The 22,050-nt window shown below is 71.0% G+C and carries 22 protein-coding genes and 1 pseudogene; 9 read left to right on the forward strand and 14 right to left on the reverse strand.

Annotated features, from left to right (window positions below; all coding sequences use genetic code 11):
- The first annotated feature begins 69 nt into the window (after nt 1-69).
- Together ACIGEP_RS15070 and ACIGEP_RS15075 are read left to right on the forward strand one after the other, a co-directional pair.
- Complete coding sequence (locus tag ACIGEP_RS15070) at nt 70-1,551, forward strand: ATP-binding protein (protein WP_396662437.1); 1,482 nt, start codon at nt 70-72, stop codon at nt 1,549-1,551.
- A gap of 2 nt (nt 1,552-1,553) precedes the next feature.
- A pseudogene (locus ACIGEP_RS15075) lies at nt 1,554-2,213 on the forward strand (response regulator transcription factor).
- On the opposite strand, the gene ACIGEP_RS15080 reads toward ACIGEP_RS15075, so the two are convergent.
- Genes ACIGEP_RS15080 through ACIGEP_RS15100 form a run of 5 tightly spaced genes read right to left on the reverse strand, consistent with a single transcriptional unit; the run spans nt 2,198 to nt 8,565 of the window.
- Nucleotides 2,198-5,209, reverse strand: a complete 3,012-nt coding sequence (locus ACIGEP_RS15080) for an AAA family ATPase (RefSeq protein WP_396662438.1) — start codon at nt 5,207-5,209, stop codon at nt 2,198-2,200. The pseudogene ACIGEP_RS15075 and the gene ACIGEP_RS15080 overlap by 16 nt on opposite strands.
- Nucleotides 5,206-6,354 (reverse strand): exonuclease SbcCD subunit D, encoded by a 1,149-nt coding sequence (locus tag ACIGEP_RS15085; protein WP_396662439.1) that lies wholly within the window; start codon nt 6,352-6,354, stop codon nt 5,206-5,208. Before ACIGEP_RS15085 ends, ACIGEP_RS15080 begins: the two co-directional genes overlap by 4 nt.
- Nucleotides 6,355-6,409: 55 nt before the next feature.
- Entirely contained in the window at nt 6,410-7,906 is a 1,497-nt protein-coding gene (locus tag ACIGEP_RS15090) for an MFS transporter (protein ID WP_396662441.1), read from the reverse strand.
- A 44-nt stretch (nt 7,907-7,950) separates the two neighbouring features.
- Entirely contained in the window at nt 7,951-8,268 is a 318-nt protein-coding gene (locus tag ACIGEP_RS15095; protein WP_396662442.1) for a DUF2277 domain-containing protein, read from the reverse strand.
- Nucleotides 8,269-8,307: 39 nt separating this feature from the next.
- Nucleotides 8,308-8,565, reverse strand: coding sequence for a hypothetical protein (locus tag ACIGEP_RS15100; protein WP_396662443.1), 258 nt, complete (start codon nt 8,563-8,565; stop codon nt 8,308-8,310).
- Nucleotides 8,566-8,723: 158 nt separating this feature from the next.
- Between ACIGEP_RS15100 and ACIGEP_RS15105 the strand changes: the two genes are divergently transcribed.
- Nucleotides 8,724-9,017, forward strand: coding sequence for a hypothetical protein (locus ACIGEP_RS15105; protein ID WP_396662444.1), 294 nt, complete (start codon nt 8,724-8,726; stop codon nt 9,015-9,017).
- A gap of 5 nt (nt 9,018-9,022) precedes the next feature.
- Here the strand turns inward: ACIGEP_RS15105 and ACIGEP_RS15110 are convergent, their stop codons facing one another.
- Nucleotides 9,023-9,322, reverse strand: a complete 300-nt coding sequence (locus ACIGEP_RS15110) for a GNAT family N-acetyltransferase (RefSeq protein WP_396662445.1) — start codon at nt 9,320-9,322, stop codon at nt 9,023-9,025.
- A gap of 425 nt (nt 9,323-9,747) precedes the next feature.
- Here ACIGEP_RS15110 and ACIGEP_RS15115 point away from each other — a divergent pair, with 425 nt between their 5' ends.
- Together ACIGEP_RS15115 and ACIGEP_RS15120 are read left to right on the forward strand one after the other, a co-directional pair.
- A complete protein-coding gene (locus ACIGEP_RS15115; RefSeq protein WP_396662446.1) occupies nt 9,748-10,473 on the forward strand; it encodes a winged helix-turn-helix domain-containing protein in 726 nt (241 codons plus the stop codon).
- 61 nt (nt 10,474-10,534) lie between these two features.
- Entirely contained in the window at nt 10,535-11,470 is a 936-nt protein-coding gene (locus tag ACIGEP_RS15120; RefSeq protein WP_396662617.1) for a DNA-3-methyladenine glycosylase family protein, read from the forward strand.
- 1 nt (nt 11,471) lies between these two features.
- Here the strand turns inward: ACIGEP_RS15120 and ACIGEP_RS15125 are convergent, their stop codons facing one another.
- Nucleotides 11,472-12,299 (reverse strand): alpha/beta fold hydrolase, encoded by an 828-nt coding sequence (locus ACIGEP_RS15125; RefSeq protein ID WP_396662447.1) that lies wholly within the window; start codon nt 12,297-12,299, stop codon nt 11,472-11,474.
- 52 nt (nt 12,300-12,351) lie between these two features.
- On the opposite strand from ACIGEP_RS15125, the gene ACIGEP_RS15130 reads away from it, so the two are divergent.
- Entirely contained in the window at nt 12,352-12,564 is a 213-nt protein-coding gene (locus ACIGEP_RS15130; protein ID WP_396662448.1) for a hypothetical protein, read from the forward strand.
- Here the strand turns inward: ACIGEP_RS15130 and ACIGEP_RS15135 are convergent.
- From ACIGEP_RS15135 to ACIGEP_RS15150, 4 genes are read right to left on the reverse strand one after another with little or no spacing between them, the layout of a single operon-like run.
- Complete coding sequence (locus ACIGEP_RS15135) at nt 12,561-13,316, reverse strand: ABC transporter ATP-binding protein (protein WP_396662449.1); 756 nt, start codon at nt 13,314-13,316, stop codon at nt 12,561-12,563. The genes ACIGEP_RS15130 and ACIGEP_RS15135 overlap by 4 nt on opposite strands.
- Nucleotides 13,313-14,326, reverse strand: a complete 1,014-nt coding sequence (locus tag ACIGEP_RS15140; RefSeq protein ID WP_396662450.1) for an iron chelate uptake ABC transporter family permease subunit — start codon at nt 14,324-14,326, stop codon at nt 13,313-13,315. Before ACIGEP_RS15140 ends, ACIGEP_RS15135 begins: the two co-directional genes overlap by 4 nt.
- On the reverse strand, nt 14,319-15,284 hold the full coding sequence (locus ACIGEP_RS15145; RefSeq protein WP_396662451.1) for an ABC transporter permease: 966 nt from the start codon (nt 15,282-15,284) through the stop codon (nt 14,319-14,321). The genes ACIGEP_RS15140 and ACIGEP_RS15145 overlap by 8 nt, the downstream gene beginning before the upstream one ends.
- A gap of 20 nt (nt 15,285-15,304) precedes the next feature.
- Nucleotides 15,305-16,285: a siderophore ABC transporter substrate-binding protein gene (locus ACIGEP_RS15150; RefSeq protein ID WP_396662452.1), complete on the reverse strand. Its 981-nt coding sequence runs from the start codon at nt 16,283-16,285 to the stop codon at nt 15,305-15,307.
- Between the two features lie 109 nt (nt 16,286-16,394).
- Between ACIGEP_RS15150 and ACIGEP_RS15155 the strand changes: the two genes are divergently transcribed.
- Nucleotides 16,395-17,183, forward strand: a complete 789-nt coding sequence (locus ACIGEP_RS15155; protein ID WP_396662453.1) for a siderophore-interacting protein — start codon at nt 16,395-16,397, stop codon at nt 17,181-17,183.
- Between the two features lie 8 nt (nt 17,184-17,191).
- Here ACIGEP_RS15155 and ACIGEP_RS15160 read toward each other — a convergent pair whose 3' ends face one another.
- Nucleotides 17,192-18,316 (reverse strand): zinc-binding alcohol dehydrogenase family protein, encoded by a 1,125-nt coding sequence (locus tag ACIGEP_RS15160; RefSeq protein WP_396662454.1) that lies wholly within the window; start codon nt 18,314-18,316, stop codon nt 17,192-17,194.
- An 85-nt stretch (nt 18,317-18,401) separates the two neighbouring features.
- On the opposite strand from ACIGEP_RS15160, the gene ACIGEP_RS15165 reads away from it, so the two are divergent.
- Nucleotides 18,402-18,968: a TetR family transcriptional regulator gene (locus tag ACIGEP_RS15165; protein ID WP_396662455.1), complete on the forward strand. Its 567-nt coding sequence runs from the start codon at nt 18,402-18,404 to the stop codon at nt 18,966-18,968.
- A 481-nt stretch (nt 18,969-19,449) separates the two neighbouring features.
- A complete protein-coding gene (locus ACIGEP_RS15170; RefSeq protein WP_396662456.1) occupies nt 19,450-20,619 on the forward strand; it encodes an RtcB family protein in 1,170 nt (389 codons plus the stop codon).
- Between the two features lie 14 nt (nt 20,620-20,633).
- On the opposite strand, the gene ACIGEP_RS15175 is transcribed toward ACIGEP_RS15170, so the two are convergent.
- Both ACIGEP_RS15175 and cofC read right to left on the reverse strand, forming a co-directional pair.
- Nucleotides 20,634-21,464 (reverse strand): aldo/keto reductase, encoded by an 831-nt coding sequence (locus ACIGEP_RS15175; RefSeq protein WP_396662457.1) that lies wholly within the window; start codon nt 21,462-21,464, stop codon nt 20,634-20,636.
- 4 nt (nt 21,465-21,468) lie between these two features.
- On the reverse strand, nt 21,469-22,044 hold the full coding sequence (cofC, locus tag ACIGEP_RS15180; protein ID WP_396662618.1) for a 2-phospho-L-lactate guanylyltransferase: 576 nt from the start codon (nt 22,042-22,044) through the stop codon (nt 21,469-21,471).
- Nucleotides 22,045-22,050: the final 6 nt, after the last annotated feature.

A 22,050-nucleotide genomic window follows, 5' to 3' on the forward strand; every position in this document is an offset into this window, starting at 1 on the left:
GCCCGCCGGGGGCGTGAGACCTTTCTTAGGGTGACTTTCGGGTGGCGCCGCGTCGCGATACTGGAGGGCATGGATGCCGCCCCCCGCCGCCGCCGCTTCCTGGTGTCGGTGCGCACACGCATCGTCGTGGCGATCACCGTGGTCGCCGCGATCGGGCTCGCCTCGGTGGGCTTGACGGTCTACGTCGTCGAACGCAGTGTCAATCTGCAGAGCATCGAGAGCCGTCTGAGCGCCAACCTCGATTCCGCGCGCTACATCGTCGCGGCGGGCGACAACGACACCGGGGTCTGGCTCAGTGCAGAGGCTGCGTTGCGGCAGGTCGTCCAGCGCATGAGTCCCGACGACAACACCGGGGCCGTCGGCATCATGGCAGGCAAAGCCCGCTACACCCCCGGCATCCGGTTGGACGTCGACCCGAGCACGGACAGCGACTTCATCGCCGCCGCTGCCGAGGCCGGGGCAGGCGGCGACCCCGTCGTGCGCACGTACAGCGGCAACGGTGTCACCTGGCGGTACCTCGCGGTCCCCATCGCCATCGAAGGCGACACGACCCCCGGAGACGTCGTGTTCGCCCTGGTCTACGACGTCGAGGCCGAGCTCGCCGAGATGGACGGCCCGGCGCGGGCGTATCTGCTCGCGAGCGGCATCGCGCTGATCATCATCACCGCCGTCGCCTTCATCGTGTCGACGCGATTGCTGCGCCCCCTGCGGCGGATGCGCGAGACGGCGGAGCGGGTCTCTGGCCAGTCGCTGTCCGAGCGGCTCCCTGTCGAGGGCGAGGACGATGTCTCCGAACTCGCCGCGACGATGAACGCGATGCTCGACCGGCTCGACGAGGCCCTCGATTCGCAGCGCCGCCTGCTGAGCGACGTCGGACATGAGCTGAAGACCCCGATCACGATCGTCCGCGGACACCTCGAGGTGATGGACCCGCGCGACGTCGCCGACGTCGAGAGCTCGAGGGACCTCGCCGTCGACGAGCTCGACCGTATGCACAACCTCGTGCGCGACCTCGGCGCCGCCGCCGCCCTGCACGGCCCCCGTCCGGTGGCCCTCTCCCCCGTCGACGCGGCCGACCTGCTGACTCAGGTCGTCCGTAAGGCCGGCGCTCTCTCGGGGGCGTCGGTGACGACGGGACCGGCGGTCGACGTCGTCATCGCGGCCGATGCGGAGCGGCTCACCCAGGCGCTTCTGCAGCTCGCGCAGAACGCCGTCACGCACGGCGGCGGCGAGATCGTGCTGAGCAGCAGGCTGACCGACGGCGCGGTGGAGTTCCGCGTGCGCGACCACGGTCCCGGTGTCCCCGACGAGCAGAAGCCGTTCGTCTTCGACCGGTTCCACCGGGGGACGGACGACGGTCACGGCAGCGGGCTGGGTCTGAACATCGTGCAGGTCATCGCGAAGGCGCACGGCGGATCCGTGAGGGTGACGGATGCCGAAGGCGGCGGTGCGCTCTTCGTCCTGTCGATCCCCCACGAGGGTGCGATGGCCGATGACGGTAGGCTGCCGGATCGACCGCCGACACCCGTGACCATCTCCGAGGAGCGCTGAGAGTGGCATCCATCCTGATCGCAGAGGACGAGGCGCGCATCGCCGGTTTCGTGGAGAAGGGGCTTCGGGCTGCGGGATACGCGACGCAGATCGCGGCGACCGGTCCCGATGCCCTTCACCTGGCGCAGACCGACGAGTTCGACCTGTTGGTGCTGGATGTCAACCTGCCCGGGATGGACGGATTCCAGGTTCTCGAGCAGCTGCGGGGCAGCGGGTCGCGGATGCCGATCATCATGCTGACGGCACGCGTCGAGCTGCAGGACACCGTGGCGGGCCTCGAGGGCGGGGCGGACGACTACCTCGGCAAACCGTTCCGGTTCGACGAACTGCTCGCACGGATCCGGCTGCGGATGCGGAAGGACGACGACAGCGGCGGCGCCCCCGCCCTCTCGCACCGAGACCTGACCCTCGACATCCGCACCCGGGAGGCGCGCGTGGCGGGAAAGCGCGTCGAGCTCTCGGCGCGCGAGTTCGCCCTCGCAGAGGAGTTCGTCCGCAACGCAGGGCAGGTGCTCAGTCGCGAGCAGTTGCTGAGCCGCGTGTGGGGGTACGACTTCGATCCGGGCTCGAATGTCGCCGACGTGTAAGTCGGATACCTCCGGCAGAAGCTCGGCTCGGACCGCATCGAGACAGTCCGCGGCGTCGGCTACCGGATGGTGTGAGCCGCGGGGCTCAGCGCCCCCTGCCGCACGACGCTCGGCCCCTCCGGTGTCGCCTCGACGACGAGCTGCGCCGGGATCTGATCCTTCATCGCCTCGACGTGACTGATCACCCCCACGACCCTTCCGCCGGCGCGCAGCTCGTCGAGGGTGCGCATGGCGAGTTCGAGGGTCTCGGGATCGAGCGAGCCGAACCCCTCGTCGATGAACAGGGTGTCGAGGCGGATGCCCACGGCCCGTGAGGTCACCACTTCGGCGAGCCCGAGGGCGAGGGCGAGCGAGGCGAGGAACGTCTCGCCGCCCGACAGGGATTGCGGCGAGCGGAGCCGACCGGTGTGAGCGTCGAGCACCTCGATCGACAGACCGGATGCCGCGCCCCGAGCCTGGCGCGCATCGGAATGGCGCAGCGTGTAGCGGCCCGACGACATCTCCGAGAGCCGCAGGTTCGCGGCGGCGACGATCTCCTCGAGTTCGGCGGCGAGGACGAACGTCTCGAGGTCCATCTTCATCGTGTTCGGCGCCCGTCCCGCGACGGTGTCGGCGAGACGGGTGACGGCAGCGGCATCCTCCGCCTGGGTGGCCACCTCCTCGCTCACGGCGGCGACGCGGGCGACGAGGTCGCGCAGCCCCGCGGCGACCTTCGCCGCGTCGGCTTCGGCCGTGATGGCGACGGTGCGCGCCTCGTCGGCCGCCGTCGCCGCCTCTGCTGCTGCCGCGACGGCATCGGGGTCGAGCGTCTCGTCGACGGAGGCGAGTTCGAGCTCGAGAGTCCGCGCCTGCGCTGCGGCGAGGGCGGCCGCGTGCGCGTCGATGCGCTCGGCGAGCCTGGTCACCTCGGCGACCGGCAGCAGCGCGTCGAGCACGTCTCCGGGGCTCTCGAAGGTGGATGCCTCGAGGCGGTCGTCACGGTCACGCTCCGCAGCCTGCGCCGCCTCGCGTCGCGTCTGTTGGTTGCGGCGCAGGTCGAGCACACGGGCCGCGAGCCGTCGGTGCTCGTCGTCTGCTTCGATCCGCGCCGCGACGCTCTCGTGATCGCCCCGCGCGACCTCCACGGCCCGCCTCGCGGTCTCGAGCGCTCCTTCGGCGGCAGCGAGCTCCTCACGCAAGACTCCGGCGCGCCGACGCAGCTGCGTCGCCTCGCCCAGCGCAGCGGCCTCGAGCGTGTCGATGTCGTCGACGGCCTTCGTCAGACCGTCGAGCCGGTCGCGCGCGGCGCGGGCCGCCGCGAGGTCCGCGTCGAGACCCGCCAGCGCCGTCACGAGGTCATCGACGTCCCGACCACCCGACGACGCGGTGGCGGCGGCGACCGCCTCGCGTGCAGCGGCGGCGGCCTGCGCAGCATCCCGTTCCGCTGCCGACGCCTCGTCGCGGGCTCGCTCCGCGGCGGCGAGGTCGTCGTCGGTGACGTGCGCGGTGTCGTGGGCGGCGGGGCGCGGATGCGCCGTGGCGCCGCAGACCGCGCACGGCTCGCCGTCGACGAGGGATGCTGCGAGCTCGCCCGCGTAGCCGCGGAGGCGTCGTCGCAGCAGCTCCCCCACGTGGGTGGAGGCGGCGGCGGAGCGGGCGTTCGCCTCGGCGTAGGCCGCTTCGGCGTCCGTCGCGGCAACGGTGACCCGCTTGAGCGAGCGAGCCGCCGTGAGGCGCGGCGCAAGTTCCTCTCGTGCGGCCGATAGGTCGTCGTGCCGGTCCGCGACCGCGCGAGTCCGCGCGAGGTCGGCCGTCGCCTGGCGACGCCGCTCCGGCACGGCGGCAAGGGCGGCATCGAGATCGCGGAGCGCGTCCTCGACCTTCTCGAGCTCCTCCCGGCGGAGGCGTTGGGTCTCCGTCAGCGCCGCGGCCTCGCGCTCCGCATCGGCTGCGGCCTGAGCGCGCGCGATGCGGCCGGTGAGCTCCTCGACCACGGCGCTCGGATCATCCGCCGTGGAGCCGCCGGCAGCGATCCACTCCCGCTCCGCAGCGCGGAGCGCCTGCTGCGCGGCCGACCACTCCGCCGAGATGCGCACGGCTGTCTCGACGGGAGCCCGCAGCGCCTCGGCGGTGCGAGCCCGACCGACCTTCGCGCGGAGGGCGTCGATCTCCGCGGCCCCCGCCTCTCGGGCGGCGAGGTCGGCGCGCGCCGACTGCAGATCGGCGAGACGCTGAGCCACCTCGAGGAGACGTCGATGCTCGGCCAGGGCGGCTTCGGCGCGGGCCGTCGCGAGGGCACGCTCGTTGCCGCGCGCCTCGACCCGGTACTCGGCGCGGGAGAGGGCCCGCTCGATGGCGGCCGTGCGCCCCAGGACGTCGGCCTCGGCCGGCGGGTCGCCGGCGTCGGCGGGATGCAGGGAGTGCGCCGCGACCTCGCGCTCCGCGACGTCGAGCAGGGTGCGCACGCGGGTGCCGCTCTGGTCGAGCTGCTTCTGCGCCTCGCGGCGGCGCTCCTCGAGCGCCTCCTTGTACGCCTCGAAGCGCCGCGTGCCGAACAGTGTGCGCAGCAGGTGCTGCCGCTCGGCGTTGGGGGCCAGCAGGAAGCGGGAGAACTTGTTCTGCGCGAGCAGGATCACCTGCTGGAACTGCTGCGCGCTGAGGCCGAGCACCTCGTCGAGGGCGATCCCGACCTCGCGCTGCTTGGCCGCCCGCCCCACCCACACGCCGTCGACCCACTCCTCGAGTTCGGCGCGCGCAGGCTCGAGCGTGAGACCACCGCCGCGCTTGGCCGGACGCTCGTACTCCGGCGCACGGGTCACCCGCCAGCGCGTGCCGCCGACCGTGAACTCCAGACGCACCTCGGTCGGGTCGGTCACGAAGCTGTGGTCGCTGCGCAGCCGTCGATCGCCCCCCTCGTAGCGCGGAACCGATCCGTACAGCGCGAAGCTCACCCCGTCGAGGATGCTCGATTTGCCGGCGCCGGTACGCCCCGAGATGAGGAACAGTCCGTCGTCGTCGAACGCGTCGAAGTCGACGCTCTGACGCTCGCGGAACGGGCCGAATCCCGTCAGTTCGAGGCGGTGCAGCTTCACGCGAGGGCCTCCTGACGCACCCGCTCGTCGAGCACGTCCTCGAGGATCTCGGCCTCACGCTCGGACGCCCCCTGGCCCTCGCGGACGTGCGAGAGGAAGGCCTCGACGAGCTCGCGGTCGGTGCGCGCCGCGCGCACCCGCTCGACGTAGCTCCGCGGGTCCGCTGTGCGCACCAGGGTGGGCGCGTGCACGACCTTCGCGCAGAACGGGAACCGCTGCTGCAGGCGGCGCAACGGGTCGGCCTCGGGCAGGTCGTCGGTGTACTCGACGCAGACCCACGCGTCCTCGGCGGTCGCGTAACCCGCGTCTTCGAGGATCTCGGCCAACGGACCGCGCAGCGTCACGAGCCGCCGCGGCACCGGGAGCGCGAGCCACTCGACCGTGGAGAGTCCGTCGGCATCGAGGTCGATCAGCCACGACCCGCGCGGCTTGTCGCCCTCACCGAAGCTGTAGTGCAGCGGCGCCCCGGCGTAGCGGACGTTCTCGGCCAGCCGCTGGCGCCCGTGGATGTGCCCGAGAGCCATGTAGTCGACGCCGTCGAAGGTCGACAGCGGGACGACGTCGAGGCCGCCCTGCTGGATGTCGCGCTCGAGATGCGGCGTCGGCTCGACGCCCGCAGCGAAGCAGTGTGCGATCGCGACCGAGCGCCCGCCCCGCTCGGCGAGGTCGGTGCGGACGAGGTCCATCGCGCGACCGAGGACCGCGGCCTGGGTGCGGACGCCCTCCCAGCGGTGTCGCAGCAGCGCGGGCTCGAGGTAGGGGATGCCGTAGAAGTGGACCGGACCGTGGTCGTCGTCGATCGTGAGCGGGGTACCGACGGCATCCGGATCGGTCAGGACGTGGATGCCGTCGCGCAAGAGCCCCGCTTGGAAGCCCAGCCGAGCCGCCGAGTCGTGGTTGCCGCTGGTGACGACGACCCGGGCGCCGGCGTCGGCGATGCCGCGGAGCGCGTCGGACAGCAGCGAGTAGCAGGCGGCGGCGGGGGTCGCGGAGTCGAAGACGTCGCCCGCGACGATGACCACGTCGACGTCGCGCGCGCGCACCTGCGCGATCAGCTCGTCGAGCACGTCGCGGAGCGCGTCGAGCGTGGAGTGACCGTGGAAGGTCCGCCCGATGTGCCAGTCCGAGGTGTGCAGGATGCGCATGCTCACACGGTAGATCGGGCCTCGGACATCGCCGCCGAGGCGTGCCGGTGCCGCGTCAGTCCGCCGAGGGGACCTCACTTCCGGGCACCCGCGTGCCGCGGCGGCGCAGACCGATGAGGTCGATCACCGAGACGAGGGTGGCGATCGCCAGGAAGACTCCGACCGCGGCCATGCCGTAGGCGTACGCGTCGTGGTACACCGCCAGCGAGTCGAGCCCGGCATCCTTCTCGCGATAGATCGACGCGTAGAACAGCGACAGTCCGATCGCGGTGCCGACCGCCGTCCCGACTCGCTGCCCGAGCTGACCGACCGAGCCGGCGAGTCCGCCCTCTCGCACCGCGATCTCGGAGAGCGTCAGGGTCTGGTTCGGCGAGACGACGAGGCCACCGCCGGCCCCGGCGACCAGCAGGGCCGCGGCCATCCCGTAGGCGACCGTCTCGCGGGACATCGTGTAGGCGATGATCGTCAGCGCGATCACGCTGACGAGCACCGTCACGAGACCGATGGTGACGAGCTGACGACCGAGCCGGTTGACGAGCAGTCCGCCGTAGTACGAGCTCGCGGCGCTCGCGACAGCGAACCCGATCGAGACCATGCCGGCGAACACCGGCTCCAGCCCGACGCCCAGCTGCAGGAAGAGCGTGCCGAGCAGGAACATGGGCGGGATAGCGGTGAAGTACGCGACGACGACGAACGTGCCGTTGCGGAACGAGCGGATGCGGAACATCCGGAACGGGATGAGGGGCTGACGTCCGGATGCCGCGTACCGCCGCTCCCACCACACGAAGAGCGTCGCGAACAGGACGAACGCGGTCAGCAGCCACCACCGGTTGGGGTCGTCGTCGGGCGAGCCGGTCGTGAACAGGAACGGCCACATCAGCGAGATGATCATCAGCCCGAAGAGCACGATGCCGATTGGGTCGAGCTGCAGGGGGCGGCCGCTGGCCTGACGAGTCTGCGGCAGGATCCAGATCACGCCCGCCAGCACGAGAAGACACAGCGGCACGTTGAACCAGAAGATGCCGCGCCAGCCGTCGGTCGGGCCGCCGAGCGCGATCATCAGACCGCCGAGCGTGGGGCCGAAGGCGGTCGCGATGCCGATCGTCGCGCCGAACAGGCCGAACGCCCGACCGCGCTCCTTGCCCGTGAACAGCTGCTGGATCGTGCCCATGACCTGCGGCATCTGGATGCCGGCGGCGATGCCCTGCACGAGGCGCGCCGCCATGAGCACCTCGATCGTCGGCGCGAGGGCGCACACCGCGCTCATGACGGTGAACAGGCTCAGCCCGACGATGAAGAGCACCTTGCGCGACCGCTGGTCGCCGAGTCGTCCGAAGGGCACGAGCGCAAGACCGAACGTGAGGATGTAGCCCGACACGACGAGCTGCAGCTGGGTCGAGGTCGCATAAAGCGACGCCTCGATCGCCGGGAGACCGACGTTGACCTTGCTGAGGTCGAGGATCGTGAAGGCAGCCACCGAGACGCACACCCAGAAGGCCCGCCAACGCTGCGAGGAGGACAGGGGGATGCTGGCGGTGGCAGGCGAGGTCATGACCGTCCCACGCTACCGGCCCGCCAGACGCGCGGGGGCCGGGCTCAGGATGCTGCGGCGCGCTCGGCCTTCTTGCGCTCCTGGAACTCGCGCAGTGCCTCGTAACGGTCGGCCGATCGCGCCCGCCGCTTCTCGGCCTCTTCGTCGCGGTCCTTCGGCGGCACGGCCGAGACCAGATCGTCCAGCAGCCGACGCGTCGCGGCGGCGATCTGCTCGACGGCGAGGTCGAACGCCTCCTGGTTGGCACGCGACGGCTTGGTCATCCCGCTGATCTTGCGGACGTACTGCAGGGCGGCGTCGTGGCATTCGGCGTCCGTCGCGGCGGGATCGAAGTTGTGGAGCGGCACGATGTTGCGGCACATGGCCGCCACGGTACGCCGCCACCCGAGGCGCCACCAGGGTCATTCGGCGCGGCGCTGCGCCTGCTCGTCGGTGAGCACGTCGGGGTCGAGTCCCTGCTGGATCTCGGCGCTCTCGACGAACGGGTCGGGAGCAGCCTCGGGCATCGGGGCGCCCTCGCCGCGACCGCGGTCGGCGGCATCCTGCTGCTCCTTCTCCTCGTTCGTCACCGCGCCCGAGGCGACGATGGCGGACTCGTCCTCCGACCAGCCGCCGGCAGGTGCGGCCTCGCTCGTGCGGTCGTTCTCATCGCGGTCCATGGCCGTCTCCTCGCTCGTGATCGTCCGCCCATCGTCCACCGAGCCGCGGTGAGGGTCGACGGGCTTGACCGCGCCGGTTCACGGCGACTACGAACGAAGGGCGGAGGGAAGGGAACGGGATGTCGGGACACGGGCGGGACACGGCGGGAGGACCGTTCGTGGTGACCCTCGTCGTCGACCTGCCGATCGCCAAGCCCGACGCGCTCGAGACGATCGCATTCGCGTGCGACGGGGTCGTCGAGCACGCGCGCACGGCCTACCCCCGCGTCAGCCTCTCCCCCGGCGCATGGGCGGAGGTGCAGATCCCGAAGTTCGGCGATCCGCCACCGCTCGCGGTCGACGTCTGCTCGGACGAATCGATCGACGTCGCCCGCGCGGCGGCCGTCCGCCTGCGAGGCGCACTCGAGGGACTCGGCTGGCGGATCCGCGACCCGCGACCGGGCGAGGCCTGATCGGGTCAGGCCGTGCGGCGCTCCTGCAGCAGCGCCTCGTGACCGGGGTTCGCCTCGAACCAGTCGGCGACGTACCAACAGACCGGGATGACACGTCGGTCGCCGCGCCGCTCGAGGTCGTCGACCGCGCGACGCACCAGCTCACCGGCGTACCCCGATCCCCGGAATGTGGGGATCGTGTAGGCGCGCGTGAGCGCGACGGTGCGACCATCGTCGTTGTAGTCGAGGACGCTGACGAGGTCTTTGCCGCGGTGCAGCGTGTAGCGCGCGGCATCCTTCTCATCGGTGAACATCAGCTCGCTCATGCGCTCACGCTACGCCGATCCGGCGCCCGCGCGGACGATGCCCAGCGAATTGAGCAATCTGTCACATTCCGTCATGCGGACGGCGCAGGGGGCGGGCGGTTTGACACACGGCGACGCGTTTCGTCATAATCGGCCTCATGACTGACTTCGCACGCACTCTGTCCGCCCGGGAGGCGAACGGAACTGCCGGCATCATGATGCCGCAGCGTGCTGTCATGTGTTGCCGAATGTGTCGCTGACACGGTGATCCCCGCCGGGTCGCGCCGCCGTTTCTGAACACGGCGTCGTCCGACCCCCGAGGCTCCGGCTCCTCCGCCCACAACGCGGATGCCGGTGGCCTCGCACATCGGCCCCAGTGAGGCCATCCGCGCAACACTCGCGAACCCCGCGTCCCGCTCCGGGTTCCCCCTTCGAAGGACATCGCCATGTCGACCTCCGCTCTCCTCTCCGCCCCCACCGCCCCCCGTCATCTCCGCGCCGTCGAGGACATCGCTCCGGCACGTCCCGTCGCCCCGCGCCCCGCGCCGTCCTCGAGCGGCCTCCCCGCCGGGACGGCGCCGCGCGGCTTCGCCCTCTACGTCGGCCTCGACGAGCTGAAGGCCGCCGCCGACGGCGTCAGCCTCTCGGTCATCGTCGACGCCCTGCGCCGCACCATCGCCGAGCTCGCACCCTCCGCCGAGACGCACGCGACCGTGGCCCTCGCCCCCGTCGGCGCGGGTGGCCGCGACGTCGACGTCGTGCGTCTCGCGCTGCACGAGCCGGCCGCCGTCGCTCGCACGAAGCCCGAGGAGCCGCTCACCGAGCACGTGCCCGGTGGCGTCACGATCGACATCTCCCGCCGCCGCGTGCACATCGACGGTGAGAGCGCCGCGCTCACCTTCAAGGAGTTCGAGCTGCTGCAGTACCTCGTGCTGCGCGAGGGCCGCACGATCGAGCGCACCGAGCTCGTCTCGTCGCTGTGGAGCCACGCCGACGGCGACGACGCGCCCGGCGAGCGCACGATCGACGTGCACGTGCGTCGCCTGCGGTCCAAGCTCGGCCGGTACGAGGACATCGTGCGCACCGTCCGCGGCATCGGTTACCGCTTCGACCGGCACGCCGACGTCGTCATCCGTTACGGTCACGGCACGCCTTCGCCCGACCGCTTCTGATCAGCAGGCTGTCGGCGCCCGGACGTAGGGTGTCGGCATGAGGTCGGGACTGCGCGAACGGATGCCGCATCCGCCGCCGCCCTCGTCCCTCAAGCCGCTCGAAGCCGAGTACCGACCGCCTATGCCCGTCGACGTGATGGGTGCGGTCCGCTATCAGCAGCGCGGCGCGCACGATCCATCGCAGACGACCGTGGACGGCGTGATCTGGCGCGCCACGCGCACGCCCGAGGGCGTCGCGACGATCGCGATCCGCCCGGGGCTGCGGACGGTCCGCGCAGCCGCCTGGGGGCCGGGCGCGGCGTGGACGCTCGACCAGCTGCCGCGGTTGTGCGGCGCGGACGACGATCCCGAGGGGTTCGACTCGTCGCGGCATCCCGTCATCGCCGCGACCCACCACCGGCGTCCCGACCTGCGGATCGGCGCGACCGATCTCGTCTTCGACGCCCTCGCGAGCAGCGTCTTCGAACAGAAGGTGACGGGGCTGCAGGCGTTCGGCGCGTGGCGCTGGATCCTCGCCCACTACGGCGAGCCCGCCCCCGGGCCGACCCCGCGGCCGATGTTCGCGCCGCCGGCGGACTGGCGGATGATCCCGAGCTGGTCGTGGCACCGCGCGGGGCTCGAGCCGCCCCAGTCACGCACGATCGTCGACGCCGCCCGCCGCCGCGCGTCCATCGAGCGTGCCGCGGTCGCCGCGGTGACGGGCGACGAGCGCGACCGCGTCTTCATGAGCCTGCCGGGCGTCGGGATCTGGACGAGCGCCGAGACCCGCATCCGCGCCTTCGGCGATCCCGACGCCGTGAGCTTCGGGGACTACCACGTCGCCCACCGCGTCGGATACGCACTCACCGGGTCACGGGTCGACGACGACGGGATGCGGGAACTCCTCGAGCCGTGGAGGGGACACCGACAGCGCGTCATCCGCTTGATCGAGGTGTGCGGGGTGGTCGAGCCGCGGCGCGGTCCCCGGCTCGCGCCCGAGGATCACCGGGCCCGCTGACTCAGCCCGCGCGCAGAGTCATCAGCTCGGTGAGCGCCTCGGCGAGATGGTCGAGGACGGCGACGTGACCGGCGTCCGGCACGCGGTGCAGGAGCGCGTGCGGCAGGCCGTCGGCGAGCGCCGCACCGTGGGCCTGCGGGATGACGCGGTCGAGACCGCCCTGGACCACGACGACCGGGACCCTGATGTCGGCGAGCGCGAAGCCCCACGGGCGGGTGAACGCAAGGTCGTCGTCGACGAGCCCGTCGGAACCCCATCGGGCGGCTGCCGCGACGTCCTCGCCGAGCGACGACCAGGTGGTCTCGAGCGCTCGGTAGTCCGCGTCGACGAAGCTCGACGGGTCGAACTCGTCGACCTGGACGTGGGCGGCCCGTGCGTCGAGTCCCGCGACCGCGGCGCGCAGGCCGGAGGGGTCGGCCATCCCGGCGAACCATGACGGGTCGCCGGGGTCGAACGGGGCGATGCCCGCGAGGGTGACCACTCCGGCGACACGGTCGGAGACGGCGGCGACCGCGAGCGCGTGCGGCCCGCCCCCGGACGCGCCGACCGAGACGACGTCGCGGAGGTCGAGGGTCTCGAGGACGGGGACGAGGCCCTCGGCGGCGTCGCGGACGGTGCGGCCGAGCTGGCGGGGAGCACCGCCGTAGGCGGGTCGGGCGACCGAGACGACATCGAAGCCCGCAGCACCGGCAGCCTCGGCGACCGGCGGGAGGACGGCCCCGGTCTGCGGGGATCCGTGGTGCCAGAGCAGGACGGGGCGCTGCTCACCCGGCCGGGCGACGGTCGCGTGCACCACGTGATGCGGCAGATCGGGGAGCTCGAGCTTCATCCGCGCCACGCTAACGCGGTCCGGCCCCGCGCGCGAGACCTAGGCTGAGGACATGACACGACGGCAGCGGGGACGCGGATTCTGGCTCCTCGGCACCGTGCTGCTGTTCGCGGGCGGCATCCTGTTCGGTCTCGTCCTGCAGAACGTGTGGGTCGGCCTCGTGCTGGCCGCCGCGATCTCGATCGGCTGGTTGATCGCGTACGAGTCGCGCCGCGGCCGCAACGAAGGGATCTACGACCGCGACGACGACGGCGCGCAGATCTAGTAGTAGACCGCGAGCCGGCCGCGCGGACCGTCGACGACGTCGACCGGAGTCTCGAAGATCTCGGTGAGGACATCGGCGCGGATGATCTCCTCGGGTGTACCGACGGCGGCGACCCTGCCGTCCTTCATCGCGCACACCCGGTCGGCGTAGTGACCGGCGAAGTTGATGTCGTGCAGGACGACGACGACGGTGCGGCCCAGTTCGGTGGCCGCCCGCTGCAGGTGGCTCATCATCTGCACGGCATGCTGGATGTCGAGGTTGTTGAGGGGCTCATCGAGCAGGACATACTCGGTGTCCTGCGCGAGCACCATGGCGACGTAGGCGCGCTGCCGCTGTCCACCCGATAGCTCGTCGAGGTACCTGCCCTCCAGCCCGCGCAGGCCGAGGAAGTCGATCGACCGGTCGATGATCTCCTCGTCCGCGACGGTGAGGCGCCCCTGCGAGTGCGGGTAACGACCGAAGCCGACGAGCTGGCGCACCGTGAGCCGGGTGACGAAGTGGTTCTCCTGGCGCAGGATGGCGAGGACCTTCGCGAGCTCACGGGACTTCGTGGCCGCCACGTCGTGCCCTCCCACCGAGATCGACCCCGCGTCGGCCGCGAGGAGGCGTCCGATCATCGTCAGGAGCGTCGACTTGCCGGCGCCATTGGGCCCGATGAGGGCGGTGATGCCGCCGGCGGGCAGTGAGAGAGTCACCGGGCCGATCGCGACCTCGGTGCTGTAGCGCTTCTCGACGGCGGTGAGCGAGATCACAGGCGACCCTTTCGGAGGAGGTGGATGAGGAAGAGGGTGCCGCCGACGATCTCGACGATGATCCCGACCGACCCCGCGGCGTAGAAGACGTGCTTGAGCACGACGTACGCGCCGCCGAGCACGACGAAGCCGACGAGCGCGGAGAGGGCGAACATGCGACGGTGGTCGTACGTGTCCGCCAGCTGATAGGTGAGCATCGCGACCAGGAAGCCGAAGAACGTCATCGGCCCGATGAGCGACGTCGACACGGCCATCAGCACCGAGACGAGCAGAAGCGCGGCGATCGAGTCGCGACGCTGCGATGAGCCGAGGCTCAGCGCGACCTCGCGTCCGAGGCCGAGCAGGTTGAGGCGCCCACCGCCGAAGGTCAACAGGCCTGCGGCGAGGACGACCAGCGGGATCGCGATCGGCAGGACGGCCGCGTCGGCGTTCGCGACGCTGCCGATCAGTCGCGCCGTGAGCAGGTCGAACTCGGTCGGCGTCAGCAGCCGCTGCAGGAAGGTCGAGAAGGCGGCGAGCGCACCGCCGAGGATGATGCCCACGAGAAGCATGATCTGCACGTTCGCGTACCGCCCCGACAGCAACCACCCGTACAGGACTCCCGAGAACACGAGCATCGTGAGGACCTGCAGGAGGTACGGCCCCGGCCCCTGCACGAGCAGCGCTCCGGCGGCGCCGAAGAAGAAGATCGCAGCCGTCGAGATCGCGGTGTACAGCGATTCGAACCCCATGATCGACGGGGTCACGATGCGGTTGGCGGTGACGGTCTGGAAGGTGATCGTGGCGACGCCCTGGCAGATTGCGACGATCGCGATGACGATGACACTCGTGACGCGCAGTTGCGCGATGCGCCAGAAGCCGTCGCTGCCGGCCGGAGCGGGGTTGTCCCAGAGCAGGATGCCGGCGGCGACCGCGACGGCGACGACGCCGAGCACCACGACGGTCAGCGCGTACCGACGCGCCCGGATCGTGGTCGGGAACGGGCCGGAGAGGGCGACGATGTCAGGCACGGCGGCGCTGCCTCAACAGGAGGGCGATGAAGACGACAGCGCCGACCATCGCGAGGATCAGGGAGACGGGCACTTCGAACGGGGCGTTGACGACGCGGGCGAGGATGTCGCAGGCGGTGATCAGGGCGATGCCGCCGAGGGCGACCCAGGGCAGGTTCGAGCGCAGATCGTCGCCCCGGATGAGCGACACGACGTTCGGCACGATGAGTCCGAGGAAGGGCAGGTTGCCCACGACGACCGTCACGACGCCGGCGGCGAGAGCGATCAGCACCGTGCCCAGGAGGACGATGCGCCGGTAGTCCAGGCCGACGTTCGTGGCCACGTCCTCACCGAGGCCCGCGATCGTGAAGCGATCGGCGGCGACGAAGACGGCGACGACGACGAGGAGCACGATCCAGAGCGGTTCGTACTGCCCGCGCAGCACCGAGGTGAACGAGCCTGTGAACCAGATCGCCATGCTCTGCAGCATGTTCGTCGACAGCGCGAGGAAGGTCGAGATCGCGCCCACGACGGCGCCGAGCATCATCCCGACGATCGGGACGATGATCGACGAGCTCAGCATCACGCGACGCAGGAACAGGAAGAAGAGCATCGTCCCGACGAAGGCCATGCCGACGGCGCCGAGCATGCGCACGAGCAGGGGCGCGTCGGGCACCAGCAGCATGATCAGCAGGAGCCCGAGTCCCGCCCATTCCGTGGTGCCGGTGGTCGTGGGTTCGACGAAGCGGTTCTGGGTCAGCAACTGCATCACGAGTCCGCACATCGCCAGTGCCGCGCCGGCGAGGACGAGCCCCGCGGTGCGCGGGATGCGCGTGATCGCGAACATCTCCGCGCCGTCGGCCGCCCCGACCACGTCGTAGACGCCGACGAAGAGGGATAGCACCACCAGGCCGGCGACCACGACCACGCCGAGCAGGAGCGGCCAGGTGAACAGGCGCCCCGGGGAGCGCCTGTCCACCCGGTGTCCGAGGGTGTGGGTCACCGGCTCTCGAGGGCGTCCGCGAGGTCCTCGAAGAACGCCGTGTAGGTCTCGATGCCCTCGTTCAGGTAGGTGCCCTGCGGCATGTAGACGATGTTGCCCTCGCGCACGGCGGTGACGTTCTGCAGCGCCTCGGAGCCCGCGATGATGTCGTTCGCAGGGGTGTAGGCCTCGTCGGTGTTGACGCTGACCGCGGCATCCCGATCCATCACGAGGAACCAGTCCGGGTCCGCGGCGGCGAGCGCCTCGACCGAGATGTCGTCACCCTGGTGGTCGGTCGAGCCGTCGGAGTCGAGCGCCGGGGTCAGCCCGAGGATGTCGTACACGGGTCCGAGCGTGCGGCCGGTGGTGGGTGCCGCGTAGTTGACCTCGCCGCCGGATGTGATGACGCCCATGACCGTCTCGCTGTCGTCGTACGCGGCGGTCACCCGCGCGATCGCGGCGTCGAAGTCGGCGACGAGGGCGGCCGCCTCGTCCTGCTTGCCGAAGACCTCGCCGAGCGTCGTGACCTGCCGGCGGAGCTCGTCGTCGAGCGGTTCGCCGTCGCGGGGGTCGAGCTCGACGATGGTCGCGTCGGGGACCAGCGTCTGGAAGTCGGCGTAGTAGCTCGAGAAACGCTGTCCGTTGACGATGAGGTCGGGATCGGCGGCGACGACCGCCTCGAGGTCCGGCTCGTTGTGGTTGCCGAGGTTCGCGACGTCGGGGTCGTCCTTGAACGAGAGTCCCGCGGGGAAGATGTCGAGCGGTGCGCCGACGACCTCGACTCCCCAGGAATCGAGCATCGAGATGGTGCGGTTGTCCGTGGCGACGACGCGCTGCGGCGGGGTCGTGACGGTCTGCTCGCCGTGGTTGTCCTCGACGGTGACCGTCTCGGTCTCGGCGACCGACTCGGCGTCGGGTGCTCCGCCGGCGCACCCGGCGAGGGCGAGGGCCGCGAGGGCGACGAGTGGGGTGGCGCTCAGGGGACGGATGCTGCGCATGTGACTGCTCCTGTCGTCGACGGAGCGGGCGCGTATGAGCACGCTGGCGCCGTCGGTCGGTAGGGGATCGCCGGCGATTGCCTGGCGGTTTTAGGTTAGCCTTACCTGTGTGAGCTCCGTCAAATCCGCCTCCTCCTTCCGACTGGAGCGACAGCCGCTCGACCTCCGCTTCCGTCGCGCTGCCCTCGCGGCACGGACCTGGGAGACATCGACCTACGTGCGCGTCCGTCTCGAAGGCGGCGACCTGCGCGGCTTCACCTCGCTCGGCAGCGACGACCACATGCGCCTGTTCTTCCCGACGGAGCCCACCGACGACCTCGACGGGATCCGACAGTCACCCAGCCGCGAGTACACCCCGCTCGTCTGGGATGCCGAGGCCGGCTGGCTCGAGGTCGAGTTCGCCCTCCACGGCGACATGGGTGTCGCGGCGCCGTGGGCGGCATCCGCTCCCCTCGGCTCGACGATCGGCGTGGGCGGACCCCGTGGATCGATGCTCGTGACGGGCCGCCCCGACGCGTGGTTCCTCGCCGGCGATGAGACCGCCGTCCCCGCGATCCGTCGGTTCGCCGCGCTGATGGACGCCGACGCGGTGGGCCGCATCCTCGTCGAGGTGACGGATGGTGCCCACGAGCTGCCGGTGACCGCACCGGGCGGAGTGGACGTCGGCTTCGTCCACCGCGGCGCGGCGTTCCCCGGCACGGCGCTGGCCGCCGCGCTCGATGCGCTGTCGCCGGCGGATCGCCCCGAGGGCGACGTATTCGGCTTCGTCGCGGCCGAGCAAGGCGTCGTCAAGTCGGGGCGGCGCCTGCTGCTGGAGCGGTGGGCCCTGGCATCCGATCAGATCGTCGTGAAGGGTTACTGGAAGAGCGGCGAGGCCGAATACCACGCTCCGCACTGAGCGTGGCGTCAGAGCGTGACGACGACCTTCTGCGCCGAGACACCGGCGCGCTGACGATCGAGCGCGTCCTGCATCGCCTCGAGGCCGTGCCCGGTCACGAGCGGCTCGGGGGACGGGCGCACCGTACCGTCGGCGAGCCACTGCGGGAGCAGTCCGCCCCAAACCCGGTCGCCGAGGCCGTCGTCGCGCAGGCTCGTGCCCCAGACGAAGCCGGCGCGGATGCCAGCCCGTCGGGCGCGCAGCATCAGCGCCACCATGCGGAGCCCGAGCCTCGTGAAGACCGGCACCATCGCGGGGAAGAGGCGACGACGTCCGGCGAGATCTGCCAGCGACACCGGCGTGCTCGCCATCACGAGAACCGATCCGCCGGTGCGCCGGAGGACCTCGATGCAGGGGGCCGCCGAGGTCTCGCCGAACGCGACCGCGCCGAGGACCGGACGGCCACCGATGCCTGCAACGAGGTCGTCGACCGCGGTGGACGACCCGTGATCGGCGACGACGTCAGCGCCGAGCGAGCACACCAGGTCCGCATTCCGCGGCGAGGCGGTGCCCACGACGTCGTACCCCGCGGCGCGCGCCAGCTGGATCGCGTTCATGCCGACGCTCGTCGACCCGCCCCAGATCACGACGACGCCGCGGGCGGTGCGGGGCTCGACCGGGTCGTGGACGGCGAGGCCGAGGTGTTGCGGCTGGAACAGCGCGCACGCCGCGGTCGACACCCCCAGCGGGAGGACGGCGGCCTGCGCGTCGCTGATCGCGTCCGGGATGGGGGCGGTGAGCCGCTCGAGGAGTGCCGTGTAGTGCTGGAATGCGCCCTCGTGGCGGGAGTCGCGCCCCTTGTCGGTGCCCGTCGCCAGCCCGACCACCCGATCCCCGACGTGGAATCGGGTCACCTGCGAACCGACCGCGATGACCTCTCCCGCGACGTCGGAACCGAGCACGGCAGGAGCGGGCAGCCACCGGTAGGTGACCGCGCCGGTGCCCTGGATGACCCAGTCGACCGGGTTGACCGCGACGGCGCGGACGCGCACGATCACTTCGTCGGCCGCCGGCTCGGGCATCGGCATTCGCTCCACCGTCAATCGGGCACGCGGTGCGCGCATGAGTGCGGCGGTGTTCTGTCGATCGGTCACGGCAGCTCTTTCGGTCGATGATGGCACGGGGTGCCATCACTGTACGCCCTTTCATGACACCTGGTGCCATCACTAGGCTGTGAGCATGGCCAGATGGGCGCCGAACACCCGGGAACGACTGCGCGCCGCGGCCCTCGCCCTCTTCGAAGAGCGGGGTTATGCCGCGACGACCGTCCCCGACATCGTCGCGCGAGCGGGCGTGACACGGCGCACGTTCTTCCGCCACTTCGCCGACAAGCGAGAGGTGTTCTTCGACGGCGACGAGATCCCCGAGCTCGCCGCTCGGATGATCGCCACCGCACCCGCACACCTCGCGCCCATGACCGTCGTCGCTCAAGGGCTGCACTCGCTCGCCCGCGAACGTTTCGAGCCCCGCCGTGCCGAGATCTGTTTCGCCCGCAGTGTTATCGCCGCGGAGCCGGCGCTTCGCGAACGCGATCTACGCAAACAGGCGGACCTCCGCGACGCCATCCGACGCGGCTTCACCGCGCGGGGCGAAGACGAACGCACGGCCGCGGCGGTGGCCGGCATCACGGTGGAGGCTCTGCAGAGCGCGTTGGATGCCTGGGCGTCAGACGTCGATGAGGTGCCGCTGACCGATCACCTCGACGCCGCGTTCGATCGGATGCGGGCCGTGCTGCGCGTCGGGTGACGCCACCCTCGGAATGCGTCAGCCGACGCCGGAGTTGCGACGGGTTGCCGAGTCATCGCTGCCATGTCGTCACGCCAGACGGACGACCCAGTAGATCCCGAAGACCGCGAGGGCGATGAGCACGAGCACCGCGAGGATGATCATCAGGTGCCAGCCGAAGAGTCCGCTCATTCCGCCACCCTGCCACACGCAGAGCCCCGCCGCACGGGCCTTCGTTGACGCGACACGCCCGGGCCGCTAACGTGGCAAAGCTGTGCCAACCGGCACGGCGAGAACCCGGAGGACGCCATGACCACGCAGAAGCGTGATCTGCTCCAGCGGAACGAGACCCACCTCCCGTTCCGCTACGAGCCGTACCCTCCGGCGCGCGCCGTCTGACGCCATCACCGTCCGACGCCCCGCACCGCACAGGTCCGGGGCGTCTTCTCGTGTGTTCCTCTCCACACGTGGGCCCGCGGGCCCTCCACGAAGGAAAGGAACCATGCAGAACCTCTCGAACAGGCTGATGTCCTGGGCGAGCATCATCGACGAGAAGACCGTCGAGCAGGCTCGCACCTCGGCGCGGATGCCGTTCATCTACCCGCACCTGGCGCTCATGCCGGATGCGCACCTCGGCAAGGGGGCGACCGTCGGATCGGTCATCCCGACGCTGGGTGCGATCATGCCGGCTGCCGTGGGCGTCGACATCGGATGCGGCATGATCGCCGTTCGCACGCAGTTCACGAAGTCGCAGCTCGTCGCACGCGAGCTCGCTGAGCTTCGGGAGCAGATCGAGCGGGCGATCCCGCTGTCGGCGGGCCACGCCAACCGGAAGATCGTCGCGACCGCCGAGCCGCGCGTCGCCGAGCTGGAGGAGCTCGCGACGAAGAACGGGTTCGACCCGGCGTCGTACGCGGGGCACTGGCGTAACCAGCTCGGCTCGCTCGGATCGGGGAACCATTTCATCGAGATCTCGGTCGACGAGACGGATGCGGTGTGGATGTTCCTCCACTCCGGGTCCCGGGGTGTCGGCAACAAGATCGCCACGCACCACATCGGCGTCGCTCAGCGGCTCGCGAAGCAGTGGTGGATCGACCTGCCCGATTCCGACCTCGCGTACCTCGTGGAGGGGACGGAGGAGTTCTGGGCGTACATCCGCCACCTGCGGTGGGCGCAGCACTTCGCCCTCCTGAACCGGGAGGAGATGATGGACCGGGTCGCGCGGCAGCTGTCCGAGACGATGGGCGAGGACGTCGTGGAGCACGAGCGGATCAACTGCCACCACAACTTCACCGAGCGGGAGAAGCACTTCGGCAAGGAGGTGTGGGTGTCGCGGAAGGGCGCCATCCAGGCGGACAGGGGCCGGCCCGGCCTCATCCCGGGATCGATGGGAACGGCCTCGTACGTCGTGGCCGGACTCGGGAACCCGGTGTCGCTGAACTCCTCCCCGCACGGTGCGGGACGGGAGTACTCCCGGTCCGCGGCTCGGCGGACCTTCACGCACGAGCAGCTGCGGGAGGCCATGGCGGGCATCGAGTTCCGTGACACGGATGCCTTCATCGACGAGATCCCGCAGGCCTACAAGCCGATCGACCGGGTCATGGCAGATGCCTCAGACCTCGTCGAGATCCGGCACACGCTGCGCCAGGTCGTCAACGTGAAGGGCGACTGACGCGGGCGGCGGCCCTACATCTCCTCGTGGGTGTCGGGGTCGCCGTCCCACAGCCGGCCGCGCTCGAGTGCGGAGATCGCCGAGATCTCGTCGTCGGTCAGCGAGAACCCGAAGACGTCGGCGTTCTCGGCCTGACGGGCGGGGTCGGCCGACTTCGGGATCGGGGTGCTGCCGAGCTGCACGTGCCAGCGCAGCACCACCTGCGTCGGCGTCACGCCGTGAGCGGCGGCGGTCTCGGTCACGACCGCTTCGTTCAGGAGCTCGGAACGGCGCGCGAGCGGGCTCCAGCTCTCGGTGCGGATGCCCTGCGAGACGTGGAAGGCGCGCAGCGCTGCCTGCGGGAAGTACGGGTGCAGTTCGACCTGGTTCACCGCTGGGACGACACCCGTCGCCTCGATGATGCGGGCCAGCATCGGCTCGGTGAAGTTCGAGACGCCGACCGATCCGACGCGCCCCTCCTTCTGCAGGTCGACCATCGCCCGGTAGGTGTCGACGTACTTGTCGACGCTCGGGTTCGGCCAATGGATGAGATAGAGGTCGATGCGGTCCAGCCCCAGCCGCTCGAGCGAGCCCTCGGCACTGCGCCGGGCCTCGTCGTAGCCGTGGTCGCGACCGGGGACCTTCGTCGTCACGATGAGGTCGTCGCGGATGCCGCTCCGCCGCACGGCCTCGCCGACCTCCCGCTCGTTCTCGTAGTTGACCGCCGAGTCGAGCAGGCGGTACCCGCCCTCGATCGCGGCGACGATGGACTGCGTCCCCTCCTCGCCGCGCAGGTTGTACGTGCCGAGACCGAGCTGAGGGAAGGCGGTGCCGTCGTTGAGCGTGACCGTGGGGATGGTGACCATGTGCTCACGCTACGCCCCGCACCCGCTCCCCCGCTCGCGGCAGGAGGCCCGCCAGATCGTCGGGGGTGTCGAGGTCCCACCGCAGACCCGACGTCGCCCGCACCGGCAGCGGCTGGCAGCCGAGCGCGACGTGACGCGAGAACGAATCGGGGCCGTACGCCGAGGTCCACGGCACACCCGCCCGTGCGGTGACGAGGGTCGAGCCGGCACCGACGGCATCCGGGATCACCGCTCGCGGCACCATCGCGGCCATCGCGAGCGCCGCCGAGAGCTCCGACGGCGACAGCGCCGCGAGGTCGGCCGGCAGCGACGCCCGGTGCCGCCGCAGACCGACGCGAGCGGATGCCGCAGCGAGCGCGGCGTCGATACCCACCGCCGCGCGCTCGCGGATCAGCTCGACACCGCCGGGAAGTAGATCGGCGAGCGCCGCGTCGGCCGTCACCACCAGCACGCGGGCGACCCCCGGGGTGCGCGTCGCAACGTCGACCGTATCGAGCGCAAGCGCGCGGGCGATGTCTCCGCGCGGCACGTCCTCACCGAGACGTGATTTCGCATCGACGGCGGGCTTGACCGGGATCATCACGGC

Source organism: Microbacterium sp. NPDC077663 (assembly GCF_044542795.1).
Lineage (GTDB): Bacteria > Actinomycetota > Actinomycetes > Actinomycetales > Microbacteriaceae > Microbacterium.